At 64.4% G+C, this 17,417-nt stretch carries 17 protein-coding genes; 9 read left to right on the top strand and 8 right to left on the bottom strand.

Annotation, left to right across the window (positions count from 1 at the left end; genetic code table 11):
- Position 1: 1 nt before the first annotated feature.
- Entirely contained in the window at positions 2-811 is an 810-nt protein-coding gene (locus F3H95_RS06785) for a creatininase family protein (protein ID WP_143126726.1), read from the bottom strand.
- A 301-nt stretch (positions 812-1,112) separates the two neighbouring features.
- On the opposite strand from F3H95_RS06785, the gene F3H95_RS06790 reads away from it, so the two are divergent.
- Positions 1,113-1,556: a transglutaminase-like cysteine peptidase gene (locus tag F3H95_RS06790; protein WP_149745356.1), complete on the top strand. Its 444-nt coding sequence runs from the start codon at positions 1,113-1,115 to the stop codon at positions 1,554-1,556.
- Positions 1,557-1,592: 36 nt separating this feature from the next.
- Here the strand turns inward: F3H95_RS06790 and F3H95_RS06795 are convergent, their stop codons facing one another.
- The gene (locus F3H95_RS06795; protein ID WP_149745357.1) at positions 1,593-2,480 is read right to left on the bottom strand and encodes a DMT family transporter; all 888 of its coding nucleotides are present in this window, start codon (positions 2,478-2,480) and stop codon (positions 1,593-1,595) included.
- Between the two features lie 200 nt (positions 2,481-2,680).
- Between F3H95_RS06795 and F3H95_RS06800 the strand changes: the two genes are divergently transcribed.
- The 4 genes from F3H95_RS06800 to F3H95_RS06815 all read left to right on the top strand — a co-directional run bounded on the left by F3H95_RS06800 (position 2,681) and on the right by F3H95_RS06815 (position 8,584).
- On the top strand, positions 2,681-3,979 hold the full coding sequence (locus F3H95_RS06800; RefSeq protein ID WP_143126729.1) for an adenylosuccinate synthase: 1,299 nt from the start codon (positions 2,681-2,683) through the stop codon (positions 3,977-3,979).
- A gap of 60 nt (positions 3,980-4,039) precedes the next feature.
- Positions 4,040-6,742 (top strand): hypothetical protein, encoded by a 2,703-nt coding sequence (locus F3H95_RS06805; protein WP_149745358.1) that lies wholly within the window; start codon positions 4,040-4,042, stop codon positions 6,740-6,742.
- A 139-nt stretch (positions 6,743-6,881) separates the two neighbouring features.
- Positions 6,882-7,793 carry an ABC transporter ATP-binding protein gene (locus F3H95_RS06810; protein WP_149745359.1) on the top strand — a complete coding sequence of 304 codons (912 nt, stop codon included), beginning with the start codon at positions 6,882-6,884 and terminating at the stop codon, positions 7,791-7,793.
- Positions 7,790-8,584: a hypothetical protein gene (locus F3H95_RS06815; protein WP_149745360.1), complete on the top strand. Its 795-nt coding sequence runs from the start codon at positions 7,790-7,792 to the stop codon at positions 8,582-8,584. Before F3H95_RS06810 ends, F3H95_RS06815 begins: the two co-directional genes overlap by 4 nt.
- An 86-nt stretch (positions 8,585-8,670) precedes the next feature.
- On the opposite strand, the gene rpoH is transcribed toward F3H95_RS06815, so the two are convergent.
- From rpoH to F3H95_RS06830, 3 genes are all read right to left on the bottom strand, one after another.
- Entirely contained in the window at positions 8,671-9,573 is a 903-nt protein-coding gene (rpoH, locus tag F3H95_RS06820; protein ID WP_143126733.1) for an RNA polymerase sigma factor RpoH, read from the bottom strand.
- A gap of 200 nt (positions 9,574-9,773) precedes the next feature.
- The gene (locus tag F3H95_RS06825) at positions 9,774-10,559 is read right to left on the bottom strand and encodes a class I SAM-dependent methyltransferase (protein ID WP_149745361.1); all 786 of its coding nucleotides are present in this window, start codon (positions 10,557-10,559) and stop codon (positions 9,774-9,776) included.
- 297 nt (positions 10,560-10,856) lie between these two features.
- On the bottom strand, positions 10,857-11,882 hold the full coding sequence (locus F3H95_RS06830; protein WP_149745362.1) for an RluA family pseudouridine synthase: 1,026 nt from the start codon (positions 11,880-11,882) through the stop codon (positions 10,857-10,859).
- Positions 11,883-11,924: 42 nt separating this feature from the next.
- Between F3H95_RS06830 and F3H95_RS06835 the strand changes: the two genes are divergently transcribed.
- Together F3H95_RS06835 and F3H95_RS06840 are read left to right on the top strand one after the other, a co-directional pair.
- A complete protein-coding gene (locus F3H95_RS06835; protein WP_143126736.1) occupies positions 11,925-12,314 on the top strand; it encodes a hypothetical protein in 390 nt (129 codons plus the stop codon).
- 7 nt (positions 12,315-12,321) lie between these two features.
- On the top strand, positions 12,322-13,149 hold the full coding sequence (locus F3H95_RS06840; RefSeq protein ID WP_149745618.1) for an RNA methyltransferase: 828 nt from the start codon (positions 12,322-12,324) through the stop codon (positions 13,147-13,149).
- A 41-nt stretch (positions 13,150-13,190) separates the two neighbouring features.
- Here the strand turns inward: F3H95_RS06840 and F3H95_RS06845 are convergent, their stop codons facing one another.
- Both F3H95_RS06845 and F3H95_RS06850 read right to left on the bottom strand, forming a co-directional pair.
- The gene (locus F3H95_RS06845) at positions 13,191-14,435 is read right to left on the bottom strand and encodes a hypothetical protein (protein ID WP_149745363.1); all 1,245 of its coding nucleotides are present in this window, start codon (positions 14,433-14,435) and stop codon (positions 13,191-13,193) included.
- Between the two features lie 131 nt (positions 14,436-14,566).
- Entirely contained in the window at positions 14,567-15,157 is a 591-nt protein-coding gene (locus F3H95_RS06850) for an EipA family protein (RefSeq protein WP_143126738.1), read from the bottom strand.
- A gap of 201 nt (positions 15,158-15,358) precedes the next feature.
- Between F3H95_RS06850 and F3H95_RS06855 the strand changes: the two genes are divergently transcribed.
- Complete coding sequence (locus tag F3H95_RS06855) at positions 15,359-16,003, top strand: histidine phosphotransferase family protein (protein WP_143126739.1); 645 nt, start codon at positions 15,359-15,361, stop codon at positions 16,001-16,003.
- Positions 16,004-16,107: 104 nt separating this feature from the next.
- The gene (locus F3H95_RS06860) at positions 16,108-16,470 is read left to right on the top strand and encodes a response regulator (protein WP_149745364.1); all 363 of its coding nucleotides are present in this window, start codon (positions 16,108-16,110) and stop codon (positions 16,468-16,470) included.
- A 168-nt stretch (positions 16,471-16,638) separates the two neighbouring features.
- On the opposite strand, the gene ctrA is transcribed toward F3H95_RS06860, so the two are convergent.
- Entirely contained in the window at positions 16,639-17,340 is a 702-nt protein-coding gene (gene ctrA, locus F3H95_RS06865) for a cell cycle two-component system response regulator CtrA (RefSeq protein ID WP_143126741.1), read from the bottom strand.
- Between the last annotated feature and the right edge of the window lie 77 nt (positions 17,341-17,417).

Below are 17,417 nucleotides of genomic sequence, written 5' to 3' on the forward strand. Positions count from 1 at the left end.
GTCAGCGGCTGTAGAGATTGGACAGCGGATAGCGTTCGAGATCGCGCAGCAGTTCGATGAAGCCCGCCACCTGATGGCGGCAGATGGCGGCCCCCTTTTCGGCGGTGCCGGCACTCGCATTGCCGACCACGCCATGCGGGTTGAGATCGTGGGCGATCCAGGCGAGCGAATGCGGGGGCAGCGGCTGCAGGAAGCGGGACTGCGCCTTCATCTCCTCCGCCCGCGAGCGGAAATCCTCGGCCTTGTCCATCCGCACCAGCTCGGGGCGGAAATGCAGCATCAGCGATGTTTCCACTTCGCCGCCATGGATGCCGAAGGCCTGTTCGTGCGCGCTGATCATGCCATCGGGATGGCCGAAGCGCGCCCATTGGGTGGCAACGACCGCCATGCCGAACCGCACGCGGATCTCGCGCGCCACGATGTTCATGATATCGAGATTGCCGCCATGCGAATTGACGATCACCATCTTGCGCAGGCCCGCTTCCGCCACCTTGCCGCCGATCGCCGTCCAGGCAGGGATGAGGATGTCGGCGCCGAGCGAGAGCGTGCCGGGGCCATAGATGTGTTCGTTCGCCTTGCCGATTTCCTGGGTGGGCAGCACCAGGATGTCGAGATCCTCAGGCAATTGCCGCTGCAATTCCGCCAGCATGCCGTTGGCGATGGCAACGTCGGTGGCGATCGGCAGATGTGGTCCGTGCTGCTCGGTGGAGGCGATCGGCAGCACCGCGATCGTCGTGTCCGGCGCAAGGGCTGCAAAATCATGCGTGTTGAGTTCGTTCCAGTAAAACGGCTTGCGCTTTGCCTCACCCATGGCTGTTCTCCTTCTGCGACCCTCCCTCGATAAGCCAATCTGAGCGCATGCGAAAAGCGCCAAATTCCGTGCGGCTCGTTGCCTTTTTGCGCGCGCTTTCAGACTGCCGCCTGTGCTCATTCTCGATTCGGGAAAAAATCGGGTTTCGCTAAAATTGCGGCCATCCGCTTAAACGCCCTTCAAAAAGAAAGGGATTATAGCTGTGCCATGGCTGGAGCAGAGGCTCCGGGCGACCCGGAAGACAAGGGTCGTTGAACCGAAACGAAACGGTGAGAACGCCGTTCGACACGACAGGGCGACCATGATGAAGACCTCTTTCCTGACTGCAGCGATCCTGGGACTGACCGTTTCCATCGCCGGCATGGCCGAGGCCGCAGGGCCGGGTGGCCTGGCACGCTCCGCCTTTCATGGGGTGATGCCGCAGGCGGCGGTCGCCTCGGTCAAGCCCGCGCCAAAACCCTACGAGACGGATTATGCCGCGGTGCAGAGCCTCAACATCGCCGTCAACGAAAGTTTTGGCGCGCTGGATTCCTATTTCGACGGCTTTGCCGGGGATCGCGCGCCTGCCGGCCTCTGCAGCGATTGCGCCCGCATCAAGCAGGACGAGATGATTCGCCGTGGTGCGCCCAAAGACAGCCTTCGCATCGGCTATCTCATGGACGCCGATGGCTTCATGCAACGGGTTCTGGTGCTCGACAGCGAGAACGGCACCATGGTTCTGGACAACCGCATGCCCGGCGCCTGAGCCGCCGCGGCCTGTCAAACCCAGCAACCGGCGGGATTATCGTTCCGCCGGTTTTCCGCGTTCGGCAAGGGCGATGCCGCCGAGCGCCAGCACCAGCGCCACCACGTGGAAGAGGTGCAGTTCCTCTCCGATGATCACCACCGACAACAGTGTTCCGAAGACCGGCACCAGGTTGATGAACAGGCCGGCGCGGTTGGCACCGATATGGATGATGCCCTGCACATAAAAGATCTGCGCCACCAGGGAAGCAAAGACGGCTGTGTAGAGCACTGCGATCCATCCCGGTGCATCCGGCCACATCATCGTGTTGCGCGCATGTTCCCAGGCGACCAGCGGCAGCGTGCAGACAAGCGCTGCCAGGGCCGGGATCGCCATCAGCGTGCGCCAGTCCACCTGCGGCCGCCAGCGCAGCGCAATCGTATAGGCGGCATAGGCCGCGACCGCGATCAGCATCAGCCCGTCGCCGAAATTGACGGAGAGCGAAAGAAGCGTCTTCAGGTCGCCATGCGAGGCTGTCAGCGCCACGCCGACCAGCGTCAGAGAAAAGCCAAGAACCTGCGCTAGCGAGACACGGATGCGAAACAGGATGAAATTGGCGAGGAAGATCAGAAAGGGAATGCCGGCCTGCTCGATCGTGACGTTGATCGCGGTGGTGTAGTGCACGGCGCTGTAAAGCAGCACGTTGAAGGTGGTATAGCCCACCGCGCCGAGGAAGATCAGCACCGGCAGATGCCTCTTGGCCACCGGCCAGTCGCGCTTCAGTTGCGGCAGCGAGATGGCGAAAATGATGGCTGAGGCCAGCGCCCAGCGCCACATCGTCAGCATCATCGGGCTCACATGTCCGACGGCGAGCTTGCCCACCACGGCATTGCCGCCCCAGCAGAGCGTCGCGACGATGAGGTAGGCATAGGCTTTGATATGCAAGGCGTCCCTCCCGGACCTGACGCGAAAGATCGGTGCCTTCCGGTCGTTTTGTTGCCGCAATAAACGCTGATGTGCGGGCCTGTCACGCAAAAACGGGCGAAAAGGTCACAAACGGGTCGCATTCCCGTAAATGACACAGTATAGATGCGCCGGTTTGGGCGGGTGCCAGAGGCCTCGCGACGGAGCAGGAAAGCTAAGATATGACGAATGTCGTGGTAGTCGGTTCGCAATGGGGTGACGAGGGCAAGGGCAAGATTGTCGATTGGCTCTCCGAGCGCGCCGATATCGTGGTGCGCTTCCAGGGCGGTCACAATGCGGGCCACACCCTGGTCATCGATGGCGTGAGCTACAAGCTCTCGCTTCTGCCGTCTGGCGTCGTGCGTCCGGGCAAGATGGCCGTGATCGGCAATGGCGTTGTCGTCGATCCGCATGCGCTGATCGCCGAAATCGGCCGCCTGAAGGTGCAGGGCGTCGAAGTGACCCCGGCCAATCTGCGCATCGCCGAAAATGCCACGCTGATTCTCTCCCTGCACCGCGAACTGGACGGCATGCGCGAAGATGCTGCCACCAACAGCGGCACCAAGATCGGCACCACCCGCCGCGGCATCGGCCCGGCCTATGAGGACAAGGTCGGCCGCCGTGCGATCCGCGTCATGGATCTCGCCGATCTCGACGCGCTGGAAGGCAAGGTCGAGCGGATCCTCACCCATCACAACGCGCTGCGCCGCGGCTTCGGTGCCGCCGAAGTGGAGCACAAGACGATCATGGAGGAGCTGACCTCCATCGCCGACCAGGTGCTGCCCTTCATGGATTCGGTGTGGAACATGCTGGACAAGGAGCGCCGCAAGGGCGCGCGCATTCTGTTCGAGGGCGCGCAGGGCTCGCTGCTTGACATCGACCATGGCACCTATCCCTTCGTCACTTCGTCCAACACGGTGGCCGGTCAGGCGGCCGCTGGCTCCGGCATGGGCCCGGGCGCGCTCGGCTATATCCTCGGCATCACCAAGGCCTACACGACCCGCGTCGGCGAGGGCCCGTTCCCGACCGAGCTGAAGGACGAGATCGGCCAGTTCCTCGGCGAAAAGGGCCATGAATTCGGCACCGTGACGGGCCGCAAGCGCCGCTGCGGCTGGTTCGACGCGGCGCTCGTGCGCCAGTCGGTCGCCACCAACGGCATCACCGGCATCGCGCTCACCAAGCTCGACGTTCTCGATGGTCTCGACGAGCTGAAGATCTGCGTCGGCTACAGGCTGGACGGCCAGGAAATCGACTATCTGCCGGCCGCGCAGGCTGCGCAGGCCCGCGTCGAGCCGATCTACATCACGCTGGAAGGCTGGAAGGAATCGACCGTCGGCGCCCGCAAATGGGCGGATCTGCCGGCGCAGGCAATCAAGTATGTGCGTCAGGTGGAAGAGCTGATCGGGGCCCCGGTGGCGCTGTTGTCCACCAGCCCGGAGCGGGACGACACCATACTTGTGACCGACCCGTTTGAAGACTAAGGTTCAGCGCTATCTACCTTTTCACTCGGCCGTCGAGCCGGTGATCAAGAGAAAGTATCAATGGCTGATTTTGTAGCGGTTATTCGCCGGGCCGTGGACGGGCTGGCGAACAATACACCCGAGATGCGCATCCGGGTTTACGAAAAGGCACGCGGCGCCGTCCAGCGGCAGCTGGAGAACATGAAGCCGCGCCCGACGGATGACATGCTGCGTCGCCAGATGGAAAAGCTGGAGGCCGCGATCCGGGAGGTCGAGGCCGAACATGCGGAAGCCTTGCCTGCCCTGGACGAGCCAGCGCCCGCTGCGCTTGCCTTTCCCGCGCAGCCCCAGACGGCTGTCGAGCCAGAGCAGCAGCATGAGCCGGTCTATGCCGCGCCTGCGCCATCCGCCCATGTCGATCCGGTCGCCGCGCCTGACGCCGAACCGCAGCGGGATTTTGCACCGGCAGAGCAGGATGCCTATTCTGCCCCGCAGCACGTGGAGCCGACCGCCTACGATGCGCCCGTCCACGATGCGCGGGAGGAGTCTTCCGCTGCCGGGTACGATCGCGCCTATGCCGATGAGGCCGAGACTGCGCCCGTGCGGCCGGAGCCAGAGGCGCCCGTTTCGCAGGCTGTCTTCGGGGAGGCGCGCCACGAGGAGCCCGTATGGGCCGCGCCTGTCCGGGTCGAGCCTGTCCGGGTCGAGCCGGAGGAGCCGTCCTATTCTCCGGCCTATGCCGATGCATCCGAAGCCGTTTCGGTGGATTATGCGCCGCCGGCCGAGGTGGCTGAAGAGCCATCGCGTGGGTTCGAGCCTGAACACGACGACCTGGCACCGGCTCCAGCGCAGTTCTCTGGCCCCGATGGTCGCGACACGCCGTTCGGCCAGCCGGTGTCCACCGTATCGGGCGACCCCTTTGCCGATGACGAACCGGCCTACGCGCCCTTTGCGCGAGCCGATGCGTCGCGGATGCCGGAACCGCCGCTGGCGATGCCGGAACGTCCGGAGCCTGTCTATCCTGTCTATGATGGCCCGCAGCGTCCGCGCTCGCTGGCAACGCCGGTCTGGCCCGACGCGCCGTCGACTGCGCCGAGCATTGCCGAGGAGCCGTTTGGCTCCGACGAGCCCGAGGTGGCAGCCACAAGCCATGCGGAGGCGTTGCCTGCCGATCATGCCTGGCATGCCTCCGCGCATCAGGATTTGCCTGCCCATGATGCAGGCGCAGACGATCACGCGCAGTCTGCCGCGACCTCGCATTGGCCGGAAGATACAAGCTGGAAACAGGACCAGAACTGGGAAAGCGTGACCGCTGCTTCCGTCGAAACGCCGGCGCGCGCGGCAGGTCTTGATGACCGCGAAGCGGCCGAACTGTTCGAGGCCCATTTCGACGAGCCCGCCCGTGCCGAAGCGCATGTGGAAATGCCGGCGGTGACCGGCTTCCCGGATTTCCCTGCCACTGCGGCGACCAAAGCCAGGGGCGCGGCCGAGCCGGAGCCGCATGATCCCCTGGCGACCTATCTTCAGCCGCTCAATGCACAGGCCAAGGCCAAGGTGGAACCGAAGCCGGCTGCTCCGGCGGCTGCGGCCGCCGGCGATCCCTGGAATGATCTGGAGCAGTTGATCGGCTATGACCGCGATGGCGAGGCGAAGGCTGCCCGCGCTGCCGATGGGCCGCCGGATGAAGAAGACCTGGCCGGCATGACCATGCCGACGCGCCCCTACCGGGTGCAGCCGAAGCCGAAGCGCAGCTATGGCAAGATCCTGCTTGCCGTGGTGGGGCTCTGCCTGGCGGCCGGCGGCGGATTTGCGGTGTGGAAGAACCGCACCACACTCGACGAACTGGTCGAGAATGTCACCGGTGGCGCCATCCAGCCTCCGGTCGAACCGGCCAAGACGCCTGCTGCCACGCAGGGCGCAACGACGGCCGCCGCACCGGCCGCCGGCAACGGCGCGACCCCGGCACCGGCCAATGCGCCGGCCGCCAGTGCGAATGCCGGTCCGACGAAGTTCACCCAGCGGCTTCTCGCCAACGGCACGGAAGTGGATACGGGCCCGGGCGGTCCGTCCGTCGGGGCGCCAGGCCAGTCGATTGCGCAGGCGAGCCCGCCGGCCGCTGGTGCCGATGCACCCGCCGCAGGCGCAGCCGCACCGTCTGCGCCTGCAAACCCGGCAGCGCCCGCCGCACCGGCAGCTGGCACGCCGCCGGCAGCAACGCCCGCCGCAGCCGGCGAGAAGATCTTCCTCTACGAGGAAAAGATCGGCCAGTCCTCGCTGACCTCGATCGCCGGCACCGTGACCTGGTCGCTGCAGAACGAGACCGGCGACGACGGCAAGCCGCAGCCGGTCGTGCAGGGTCGCATCAGCGTGCCCGAGCGGGGCATGACGGCGCTGCTGACCTTCAAGCGCAACACCGATCCTTCGCTGCCGGCCAGCCATCTTGTGGAGTTCGTCTTCTCCTTGCCGCCGAATTTCGAAGGCGGCTCGATCGAAAGCGTGCAGCGCATCTCGATGAAGCAGAGCGAGCAGGACCGTGGCGATCCGCTGGTGGCCGTGCCGGCCAAGATCACGCCGGACTTCCACATGATCGCGCTCAACGATTTCCCGGATGCCCGCGCCCGCAACATGGACCTGCTCAAGTCGCGCAACTGGCTGGACGTGCCGATCATCTATGGAACAGGACGCCGTGCGCTGCTGACGCTGCAGAAGGGACCGGAAGGCATCAAGGCCTTCGACGAGGCGATCCGCGGCTGGGCCGCGCTCTCGCCGCCACAGGGCCAGTAATCCTTTTCAAGACCGTTTTCCTGGATCCGCCGGAGACCTCTCCGGCGGATCCAGTCGTTTCCGGATTGGGCGTCCGCGACCACACAAAAGCCGCGCTTGCCGTGGATCACCGGCTATCGAGGCGAAGAGCAGGTGGACCATGGCGGTGGCTGAGGGACAAGAGCCGGCGATCGAGGTGAAATCCATCGGCAAGGCTTTCGGCTTCGGTGCCGCGAGCATCAAGGCGCTGGACGATCTGACGCTTTCCATTCCCAGGGGCTGTGTCTATGGCCTGCTCGGGCCGAACGGCGCAGGCAAGAGCACCCTTTTACGCATCATCGCTGGCCTGGTGCGGCCGGATCGCGGTGGGGTTTCCCTGTTTGGCGAAGAGGCAGGTCCGCAAAGCCGGCGCCGCATCGGCATGCTGATCGAGTCACCCTCCTTCTATCCCTTCCTGACCGCCCGCGAACATCTGGAGATGTTTGCCCGGCAGGCGGGCACGGTAGATCGGGTCGCGCCGGTCCTTTCGCGCGTCGATCTCGTCCGGGCAGCCGACAAGAAGGTGTCCGGTTTTTCGCTTGGCATGAAGCAGCGGCTCGGCATCGCCTGTGCTCTCGTCTCTCAGCCGGAGGCCGTGATCCTCGACGAGCCGACCAACGGGCTCGATCCCGACGGCATTCTGGAGATGCGCGCGCTGCTTCTGGATCTCGCCCGGCGCGAGGGCATCACAGTCCTTTTGTCCAGCCATCTGCTGGACGAGGTGGAGCGCGTCTGCGATCGCGTCGCCATTCTTCGCCGTGGCCGCCTTGCCGCCGAAGGCGCGGTGGCCGAGCTTCTCGACCGGCAGGGCCGCTTCTGGCTGAAGGTGGACGAGCCGGAGCGCGTGATGCACGCCCTTGCCGGGCGCGGCGAACCGGGTGAGGGGGGCCTCTTCGTGCGAGTGGAGGAGGCGGAGGTGCCGGACCTCATCCGGACCCTGGCGGTTGCCGGCATCCGTATCCACGAGGCCAAATGGGTGAAGCCGGACCTCGAAACTGTCTTTCTGTCGCAGACGCGGGAGGTTGGGCCATGAGAGGGCTTCTCTCCGGTGAATGGCTGAAGCTGATGCGCCAGCCCTCGCTGTTGTTCTGGGGCTTCCTGTCGGTGCCGCTGCTGTCCATCCTGTTCAAGCTTTTGATGGAGGGGCTGGTCCTCATGCGGACCGGCCGCCACAATGATGCGCCTGTCGATCTGTTTCTCTCGGCCGCGCACGCCATGGGGCTTTCCGGCAATTCCATGGGCCATCTGCTCTATGCCTTCGGCACGGCCTCCGTGCTCTCCTTGGAATATCGCTTCGCCACCTGGCGGCTGCTGGTGCCGCGCCACGCGCGTGGCCGGCTTCTTGCCGCCAAGTTCATCCTCTGCCTCGGGGCGATCTCAGCCGGTCTGGCCGTTGCCGTGCTTGGCGACATGGTGCTGAACGCCATGCTGTCCATCGCCAATGGTATGGGCCTTGCGGGCGTCGTCGTGCGGCTGGCGTCGCTCCCCTTGCTGGCGACAGCGTTTGCGATCGCGCTGCTCGAACTGGCTGTCCTGACAGCGCTGGCCTTCGTCCTTGTCGTCGCCACACGCTCGCTGATGGGGGCCGTCATCCCCACCTTCCTGCTTGCGATCGGCAGTTCGCTGCTGCAGGTCTATCTCGGTTCGGACAGCGACGGCATTCCGCTGCCGGCCTATGGCGCGCAGGCGCTGCGTGACTGGCTGTTCTCGCAGGCTTCTGTCGAGGCAGGCCTGCTCGGCCTTGCCATGCTGGCCGGCTGGCTGGCGGTGCTTGGGACCCTCATGCTCGTCGCCTTTTCGCGCCAGCAGCTTTCCAGCGAGTAGCCGGCAGGGCGCGGTCTCGCGCAGCCATAACGGAAAATGCCGCCCGGAGGGGCGGCTTGCCGTTGGCTCGAAGGGTCACGCAGGTCTTACGCGTCGACGACGCGCAGTGCCTTGGCCTGTGCGAGAGCTTCCTTCTGCACGGCCTCCTGCACCTTCTCGAAGGCGCGCACTTCGATCTGGCGAACGCGCTCGCGGCTGATGTCGAACTCGGCGGAGAGCTCTTCCAGCGTGACAGGATCTTCGGCAAGGCGGCGTGCCTCGAAGATGCGGCGTTCACGCTCGTTCAGCACGCCAAGCGCCTTTTCCAGAAGGCGGCGGCGGGTTTCCAGCTCGTCCTGCTCGATCAGCACGTCTTCCTGGCTGTCATGGTCATCCACCAGCCAGTCCTGCCACTGACCGGATTCGCCTTCGGTCGCCCGGATCGGCGCGTTCAGCGAGGCATCGCCGGACAGGCGGCGGTTCATCGAAACGACTTCTTCCTCGGAGACGTTCAGCTTGGTGGCGATCTCCTTGACCTGGTCCGGCTTCAGATCGCCTTCGTCAATGGCCTGGATGCGGCCTTTCAGGCGGCGCAGGTTGAAGAACAGGCGCTTCTGGTTGGCTGTCGTGCCCATCTTCACCAGAGACCACGAGCGAAGGATATATTCCTGGATCGAAGCCTTGATCCACCACATGGCATAGGTGGCCAGACGGAAGCCGCGTTCCGGATCGAATTTCTTGACCGCCTGCATCAGGCCGACATTGCCTTCGGACACGACTTCGCCGATCGGCAGGCCGTAGCCGCGATAGCCCATGGCGATCTTGGCCACGAGACGCAGATGGCTCGTCACCAGCTGATGGGCGGCATCACGGTCGCCATGCTCGGCATAGCGCTTGGCAAGCATGTATTCCTGCTGCGGCTCCAGCATTGGAAACTTGCGGATTTCATCCAGATAGCGGTTCAGGCCGGCTTCGCCGGCGGTAATCGATGGCAGAGTATTGCGGGCCATAAAGCACCCCCTTCTGATCTTTTTGCGGCTCCCATGGGCACGATCTGAGCGGTCCCGGAGGCGAGCCATCTGGTGCGGGTCTTCCCTCGACCCCGCACCTATCCACCTGACAGATAAGTGCGGCGCAACCGTGATTCAAGCAAAGCCCTCTGCTCACGTCCTCGTTATCGCATTACGTGCAGGGCGGCATCTGGATCATGTCAGCGGTAGGCCCGCTCGGAAAGTCCCCGCATGCCGGAGCGGCGCATCAGCTCGTAGAGCATGCGCCTGCGGATCGGGTCGTGCAGCCGCACGACAGGAGAGCCGAGAAAGGTGGTGTCCGTCCGCTCGAAGGCAGAGAGGTCGGGCGCCTGGCGGATCGTTTCGGCATAGGTGGCATGAAAGGTGCGGCGGCAGACATAGGTCTTGTACTTGGTCATGCAGAAGGCGGCGAAACGGTCCTGATGCGTGCGCAGGAAATCCGCGACCCCCACCGTCACCTCCGGCCAGGCGGGATTGAAGGTGTCATCGAAGACGATGACACCGTGATCGGCAAGGCAGGCCATGGCAAGCGCGCTGTCGGCAGCGACATGGTGCAGATGGTGACCACCATCGATGCTGAAGAAGCGAACGGGGCCGACGCGGCTGGTAATGTCGCAGGGGCGAAGCGTCGTGCTGTCGCCACGGATCACCAGCTGGTGGTCGACCGGCAGACCGAGGCGCGCGCCATTCTCGAGGAAGCGGCGATATTGACCAGGTGCGCCGTCCTCGTCTCCTTCCAGATCGAAGAGATCGATCGCCAGAACCTTGCTCTCGGGTCCGGCGAGGTGGCGCAGCAGGAAATAGGAGCGGCCGTAATAGATCCCTATCTCCGCCAGGCCGCCGATCGCACCATCCTGCTGCTGCTTATGGAGAAGGGTGGAAAAGACCAGGGCATCCGGCGGATCGATATAGCCCTCGACCGCCTGCAGCGCGTCGAAGATGAATTTCCGGCTCTCACCGTTCATCGTCACTTCCCTCTCTGGTTGTTCCTCGGGCGCCGCGACAAAGACACGGATCGTCCGCCCCACGTCCCGGCAAGGTTTGAACGATGTTGGGTTTCAAGGCCTTGCCGGCCGAGGAAAAGGAGGGAAGAGCATTGGAGCGAAATTGGGGCGCAGCCGGACCGGGTATATTGCTGCCGGGATTGCTGAAATATGCGACCCAGGGTGGCGTAATGCGCGTGGCTGTAGGGTTGTGCGGCGCGGATGTGTCCACGCCGTGCATGATCATTTTCTGATGTTTGGGCGCGCCGCGGGCTGCCGTCAGGCGCGAAGCGCCGCGAGCAGCTCTTCCATGTCGTCGGGAACCGGCGCCTCGAATTCCATAACCTCGCCGCTGCGGGGATGTTCGAAGGCCAGAAGATAGGCGTGCAGCGCCTGCCGGCGGAAGCGGTTCACAACCTTGCGGGCGTCGTCCGGCAGAAGGTTGGCCTTGGTCTTGAAGGCTGCGCCGTAATCGGGATCGCCAAGCAGGGGATGGCCGATATGGGCCATGTGCACGCGGATCTGGTGCGTGCGCCCGGTTTCCAGCCGGCACTCCACCAGCGAGGCGAGGCAGTTGGCGTCCGGCGTCTCGTGGAAGCGTTCAACGACCTCGTAATGCGTCACGGCCTCGCGTGCGTCCGCGCTTTCCTCGCGCTTGACGGTGCGCTTGGTGCGGTCGGCGCTGGAGCGGCCGAGCGGCGCGTCGATCGTGCCGCGCAGCTGGCGCGGCCGGCCCCAGACGAGCGCCAGATAGGCGCGTTCCAGCTCGCCGGTGCGGCCATGATCGGCAAATTGTGCGGCCAGATGCCGGTGCGCCACGTCGTTCTTGGCCACCACCATCACGCCGCTGGTTTCCTTGTCCAGCCTGTGCACGATGCCGGGGCGCTTGACGCCGCCAATGCCGGAGAGGCTGTCGCCGCAATGATGGATCAGCGCATTGACCAGCGTGCCGGTCCAGTTGCCGGCGGCCGGATGCACGACGAGACCGGCGGGCTTGACCACCACGATCAGGTCGTCGTCCTCGTAGAGAACCTCGATCGGAATGTTCTCGCCCTTGGGCTCCGGATCTTCCGGTTCCGGCAGCACGAGTTCGACCACGTCGCCCGCGGCGATCTTCTTCTTCGGTTCGGTGCAGAGCGTGCCGTTCAGCGTGACGGCGCCCTGTTCGATCAGCGCCTTCATGCGGCTGCGCGAAAAATCGCCGCCCATCTCGGCAGTGATCCACGCATCCAGCCGTCCTTCGGCATCCTCGCCGGCGCAGAGCACTTTCCTTGGCGTCGCGCCTTCGTTAAAGGGGTCGTTCATTTCTTGTATCCGATGACTGTCAAACCGAAGGACGCCCGCACGATGGCCCATCACGATCCCGAGCAACAGGAAGACGAGCCGCTCGATCCGGTGATGGAAAACGTCCGGCGCAAGATGGTACGCCTGCAACTGGTGTCCGGCGGCATCATGTTCGTCAGCCTTATGGCCGTGTTGATCGCGGTTGTCTACAAGGTGCGCAGCCAGCCGGCTCCGGCGCCGGCTGCCGTTTCGGCCTCGGCGGGCTTTTCGGTGCCGGCCGACCAGCCGCTCTCCGCCACCGTCCACCTGCCGCCGGGCTTTGCCGTGCAGTCGGTCTCGCAGTCCGGCAGCCAGATCCTGTTCTACGGCACCGTCAACGGCGTGCGGAAGGCAATGATCTTCGACCTCGCTGTCGGTCGTGTCGTTGCCGATGTCACGGTCGCCGAACGCTGATATGAGCATGCGCCCGGCGCCGATCCGCATCGACAGCGCAGACGATCCGCTGATCGCGCCCTTCTGCAAGATCCGCGAGCGGGATCTGGTCGGACGCGAGGGCGCCTTCATCGCGGAAGGCACGGTCGTGCTGCGCATGCTGGCCGCTGCCCATGCGAAGAACGGGGCGATCCGGGCGGAGAAAATCCTGCTTCTCGAAAACCGGCTGGAGGGCGTCGCCGATATTCTCGCAGCGTTTCCGCCCGACGTGCCGGTCTATGTCGCCTCAGGCCCGGTGCTCGATGCCATTGCCGGCTTCCACCTGCATCGCGGCGTGCTGGCGCTCGGCCGCCGCGAAGAGCCGCCGGGCATCGACGATCTCCTTAACGGGCTGACCGAGCCCACGCTTGTGGTCGTTGCCTGCGGCATTTCCAATCACGACAATATCGGCTCGATCTTCCGCAATGCGGCGGCCTTCGGGGCCGGTGCCGTGTTGCTGGACGACAGTTGCTGCGATCCCCTCTATCGCAAGGCGCTGCGTGTGTCCGTAGGCTCGGTGCTGAGTGTCCCCTATGGGCGGGGCGGAACGCCGCTTGCGTTGCTCTCGGCGCTGCAGACGCGCGGCTTTTCCGTCTGGGGGCTTTCGCCGCGCGGCGCAACCGATATCCGCGCCATTGCCCCGTCTTCTCGAATGGCGCTCGTGACGGGGACGGAGGGCGAGGGACTGCCGGCCGCCGTGCTGGATCGTTTCGGCAGCGCCCGCATTCCGCAACGACCGGGGCTCGACAGCCTCAATGCGGCGACAGCCACCGGTGTCGCGCTCTACGAAATCGCAAGGTTGCAGGGACAGATCTGAGAGGCGTCCTGCGGCCGAGAACACGCCGCCTCACTTGTCCCTCAGGCCTCGGTGCCGGCCGCGTTCAGCGTGGCGATCGACTGGCGGGTGCGGGCGGCAAGGCTTGCCGCATCCGTCTCGTTCCGGTCGGCGTCATCGCGGCTGGCCAGGGGCTCGCGTTCAAGGATCGACAGGATCGGCGAACCGGGTCCTTCGGCGGCGGCCGTCAACGCCACCATGTCGGCCGCCATCTCCGCCAGTTCGCGGCGCAAGACCTCATCACGTTCGGGAGTTGCCGCCCCGGCCAGTGCGTCGCCGAGGCTTGCGCTTCGGAGGCTGAGTGCATCCGCCTGCTCTTTCACGTCTGCCATGGCCTGTGCATCCTCCGAGGGGGCTGTGAGTGTCGGTGCCTCGAGCGGCGGCATCCGCTCCAGGCGGGGTTCGCGCCGTCTTGTCGAGACGGCTTTTCGCTCCGCCTGCATGGCCTTCTTGCGGGGCAGGGGATAGCTGCCGGTGACCGGCTCGTGCCATTCGACGGCGGCTCCGCCGGCGCGGCCGCGCAGCCGTTCGATCTCCTGCAGGCGGCGCTCCAGCGCGTCCTGGGTGTCGGCCTTCTCGGCCGCTTCCTGCGCCAGCTTTTCCTCCAGCCGGGCCACCCGCGCTTCCTCGCGCGACAGTCGCTGTTCGGCGTCCCTGGCGCGTCTCGTCATCTGCTTCAGCTCGCCGCGAAGGCTCTCGCCTTCGTCGCGCAGGCTGGCCAGCCGCTGCTTGAGGTGCTCGGATGCCGTTTCGCTGGTGGAGAGATTGATGTTCAGATGATCGAGATCGAGCGTCAGCTTCTGCACGCGCGCCCGCAGTTTCTCGATCTCGGCATCCTTGGCGGCGGCACCGGTTTCGACCGAGCGTAGCGCCTCCTTCAATTGCTGGATGAAGCCCTCCTCACGCCGCAGGCGCGACCGCAGGTCAGCCGCCTCGATGCTCATCTCCTCGATCTGCATCGTCATTTCGTGCTGGCTTGCACCGAGGTTGGCGGCCTCCTGCGTCAGCCGGTCGGAGGCGAGCTGAAGCCGGAGACTTTTCTCGCGCTCTTCCGTCAGTTCCTGGCGCGTGCGGGCGTTTTCGGCGGCATAGACCGCGCGCGCCATGTCGCGCTGGGCGCGCACCTCCGCGGGGCTGATCGGCATCGTCGCCTTGAGGCGGTCTTCGGTGTAGCGCACGATGCGCCGGTGCACCGGCGAGGCCAGCACCATGACCAGCAAGGTCGCGCTCAGAAAGCCGAGGCCGTAAAGAAGCGCGAACTGGATCACGAGCGTCCCATCCCGGAGTGCCGAATATTAGATAGAGCTAGAGGATCGCGGGCCTCGGGACAACGGGTGGCGCAAAATCTGCCTCGCCTGTGTCCCAAAGGCCGCGCGATCGCGCGAATTTCCCGGATGTCTCAGAAGGGGTTCCAGGTCGGGGCCTGGGTGAACTTGAGATAGCCGACATTGACCCCGAGGCGCGCGCCGACACCGGTGCGGATCGGCACGATCAGCACATTGCCGTTGCGCAGCGCCGTCATGCCGACGCCGGCGACGACGAAGGCCGAGCCGCTGACGCCGCCATAACGCTGGTAGAGCGTGTCGATGGACGGAAGGTTATAGACCAGCATCATGGCACGGGTACCCTGGCCGCCGTAATCGATACCGAGCGAGGGGCCTTGCCAGAAGGCCGGATGCTGGCCGGCATTCTTGGTGTAGAGCTGGCCCTCGCCATAGGTCAGGCCCGCGATGAAGGCACCGGAGCCTTCCTGGCCGAGAATATAGCCGTTCGGCAGGCCATATTTCTGGAAGGCATTCTCGACCACCTTGGCAAGCGCACCGCTGGTATTGCCGAAGAAACTGTGCCCGGCATCGACGATTTCCTGCACCGAATATTGTTCGCCGGACTGCTGCTGAGCCTGTGCCGGCGATACCGGCATGACGGCGAGAAGGGCCATCATCGGTACGGCAAACAATCGGGCGAGGGCGAAAAATCTCTCGAAACGCATTGGCCTGTCCGTTTTTATTGATCCATTAATGCCTGCGATCGCGGCTTAACCATCTTGCGACGATCCTGTTAACAACCGGTTTACCAAAAATGGTGTCATTATGGCGGAAAGACAGGCGGTTCGCGCCGCGATGCCAACTTCACGCAACATTGTCGTGAGACAGAACGCTCCATCTTCAGACGCAGGACCAGGAAACCCAAGATGCCGAAGAATCCGAACCTTACCCTCAGCGGTCCCGATCTGGCAGCGCTCCTGTGCAGTCGCGTCTGCCATGACGTGATCTCGCCGGTCGGCGCCATCAACAACGGCCTCGAGCTGCTGGACGAAGGCGGCGCCGATGCCGATGCGCTCGATCTCATCCGCACCTCGGCGCTGAATGCCTCCGTGCGGCTGAAGTTTGCCCGGCTTGCCTTCGGCGCCTCGGGCTCCGTCGGCGCCTCGATCGATACCGGGGAGGCGGAAAAGGCGGCCAAGGATTTTGCTGCTGCCGAAAAGAAGACCGAGGTCAGCTGGAGCGGTCCGCGCGCCATCATTCCGAAGAACCGCGTCAAGCTGCTGCTCAACCTGTTCATGGTCGCCTACAGCGCCATTCCGCGCGGCGGCTCGATCGATGTCGCGCTCGAAAATCCGGAAACGGACGCCCGCTTCACGCTGACCGTCAAGGGTCGCATGCTGCGCCTGCCGCAGAAATATGTCGAACTGTGCAACGGCACGGCCGAAGAACTGGCCGATGCGCATACGATCCAGCCCTATTACACGGTGCTGCTGGCCGAGGAATGCGGCATGCGTCTCAGCCACGTGGTGGAGGACGACCACATTCTCTTCATTGCCGAGATGGCGGCGTAAACCGGAGCGCTGGTCAGTAACGCTTCATTAGCCGGGACGAATTATCCTGAAATGCGAGCCTTGCACAGACAAGGCCAGGATGTCGTTCCGGGTGGGAGTGGACCATGCAGCGCCTGATGATTGCCGACAGTTCCGATGTCGTGCGCACGGTTGCCAAGCGCATCCTCTCGGAACTCGGCTTCCTGGTTGCCGAAGCCGGTAGCGATCGCGAGGCCCTGATCGGCTGCCAGGCGGAAATGCCGGCTATCCTGATCGTCGATGCTGGCCTTGAAGGGGCGCTGGACCTGATCTCCCGCGTCAAGGCGCTGCCCGAGGCCAAGCGCGTGCGCATCTATTACTGCGTCATCGAGGCGGACCTGAAGAAGATGATGCTCGGCAAGCGGGCAGGCGCCGATGATTTCCTGCTGAAACCCTTCGATCGCAAGATTCTGGCGGCCGTGTTCGGTGCCTATGCCGCCGCTGCCTGACGCAGCAGAACCTTTTCCTTTTCGTCGGCAGACAAGGCAGACGGTCGGACTGTCCGTGTCGCCTTGCCGTGTCCAGCCGCCTTGGGCATTCGCGCGGCATCGTGCAAAAACGCAAGACGCCCGGAGCAAGCTCCGGGCGCTTAACGGATCGCGGGTCTGTTCGGGGGGTCAGGCTGTTTCGGCGTATTCGCCGCCATCCGGTTCGCGCAGCACGTAGCCGCGGCCCCAGACGGTTTCGATGTAGTTCGCGCCGCCTGCGGCGTTTGCCAGCTTCTTGCGAAGCTTGCAGATGAACACGTCGATGATCTTCAGTTCGGGCTCGTCCATCCCGCCGTAGAGATGGTTGAGGAACATTTCCTTGGTGAGCGTCGTGCCCTTGCGGAGCGACAGAAGCTCCAGCATCTGGTATTCCTTGCCCGTCAGGTGAACGCGCTGGCCACCCACTTCGACGGTCTTGGCATCCAGGTTCACCACCAGTTCGCCGGTCACGATGATCGACTGGGCATGGCCCTTCGAACGGCGGACGATGGCGTGGATGCGTGCAACAAGCTCGTCCTTGTGGAACGGCTTGGTCATGTAGTCGTCGGCGCCGAAGCCGAGGCCGCGAACCTTGTCCTCGATGCCGGCCATGCCGGAGAGAATGAGGATCGGCGTCTTGACCTTGGACAGACGCAGCGTGCGCAGAACCTCGTAGCCGGACATGTCCGGCAGGTTGAGATCCAGCAGAATGATATCGTAGTCGTACAGCTTGCCGAGGTCGACGCCTTCTTCCCCGAGATCCGTCGTGTAGACGTTGAAGCTCTCGGACTTCAGCATCAGCTCGATGCTCTGGGCAGTCGCGCTGTCATCTTCGATGAGTAGAACCCGCATAATTTTCCCCTTTACCGCCGCGAAGGTATGAATGGCCCCCTACGCGAGACGGATCCAGACGTTGCCTGATTTGGAAG

The organism is Rhizobium sp. RU35A, assembly GCF_900156005.1.
GTDB lineage: Bacteria > Pseudomonadota > Alphaproteobacteria > Rhizobiales > Rhizobiaceae > Neorhizobium > Neorhizobium straminoryzae.

What these genes read in the sequence shown, in the direction of transcription:
- ctrA (WP_143126741.1), bottom strand. Translation starts at nt 17,340, where the DNA reads ATGCGGGTTCTACTCATCGAAGATGACAGCGCGACTGCCCAGAGCATC.
- F3H95_RS06790 (WP_149745356.1), top strand. Translation starts at nt 1,113, where the DNA reads ATGATGAAGACCTCTTTCCTGACTGCAGCGATCCTGGGACTGACCGTT.
- F3H95_RS06855 (WP_143126739.1), top strand. Translation starts at nt 15,359, where the DNA reads ATGCCGAAGAATCCGAACCTTACCCTCAGCGGTCCCGATCTGGCAGCG.
- F3H95_RS06800 (WP_143126729.1), top strand. Translation starts at nt 2,681, where the DNA reads ATGACGAATGTCGTGGTAGTCGGTTCGCAATGGGGTGACGAGGGCAAG.
- F3H95_RS06815 (WP_149745360.1), top strand. Translation starts at nt 7,790, where the DNA reads ATGAGAGGGCTTCTCTCCGGTGAATGGCTGAAGCTGATGCGCCAGCCC.
- F3H95_RS06810 (WP_149745359.1), top strand. Translation starts at nt 6,882, where the DNA reads ATGGCGGTGGCTGAGGGACAAGAGCCGGCGATCGAGGTGAAATCCATC.
- F3H95_RS06835 (WP_143126736.1), top strand. Translation starts at nt 11,925, where the DNA reads ATGGCCCATCACGATCCCGAGCAACAGGAAGACGAGCCGCTCGATCCG.
- F3H95_RS06860 (WP_149745364.1), top strand. Translation starts at nt 16,108, where the DNA reads ATGCAGCGCCTGATGATTGCCGACAGTTCCGATGTCGTGCGCACGGTT.
- F3H95_RS06830 (WP_149745362.1), bottom strand. Translation starts at nt 11,882, where the DNA reads ATGAACGACCCCTTTAACGAAGGCGCGACGCCAAGGAAAGTGCTCTGC.
- F3H95_RS06825 (WP_149745361.1), bottom strand. Translation starts at nt 10,559, where the DNA reads ATGAACGGTGAGAGCCGGAAATTCATCTTCGACGCGCTGCAGGCGGTC.
- F3H95_RS06840 (WP_149745618.1), top strand. Translation starts at nt 12,322, where the DNA reads ATGCGCCCGGCGCCGATCCGCATCGACAGCGCAGACGATCCGCTGATC.
- F3H95_RS06850 (WP_143126738.1), bottom strand. Translation starts at nt 15,157, where the DNA reads ATGCGTTTCGAGAGATTTTTCGCCCTCGCCCGATTGTTTGCCGTACCG.
- F3H95_RS06785 (WP_143126726.1), bottom strand. Translation starts at nt 811, where the DNA reads ATGGGTGAGGCAAAGCGCAAGCCGTTTTACTGGAACGAACTCAACACG.
- rpoH (WP_143126733.1), bottom strand. Translation starts at nt 9,573, where the DNA reads ATGGCCCGCAATACTCTGCCATCGATTACCGCCGGCGAAGCCGGCCTG.
- F3H95_RS06805 (WP_149745358.1), top strand. Translation starts at nt 4,040, where the DNA reads ATGGCTGATTTTGTAGCGGTTATTCGCCGGGCCGTGGACGGGCTGGCG.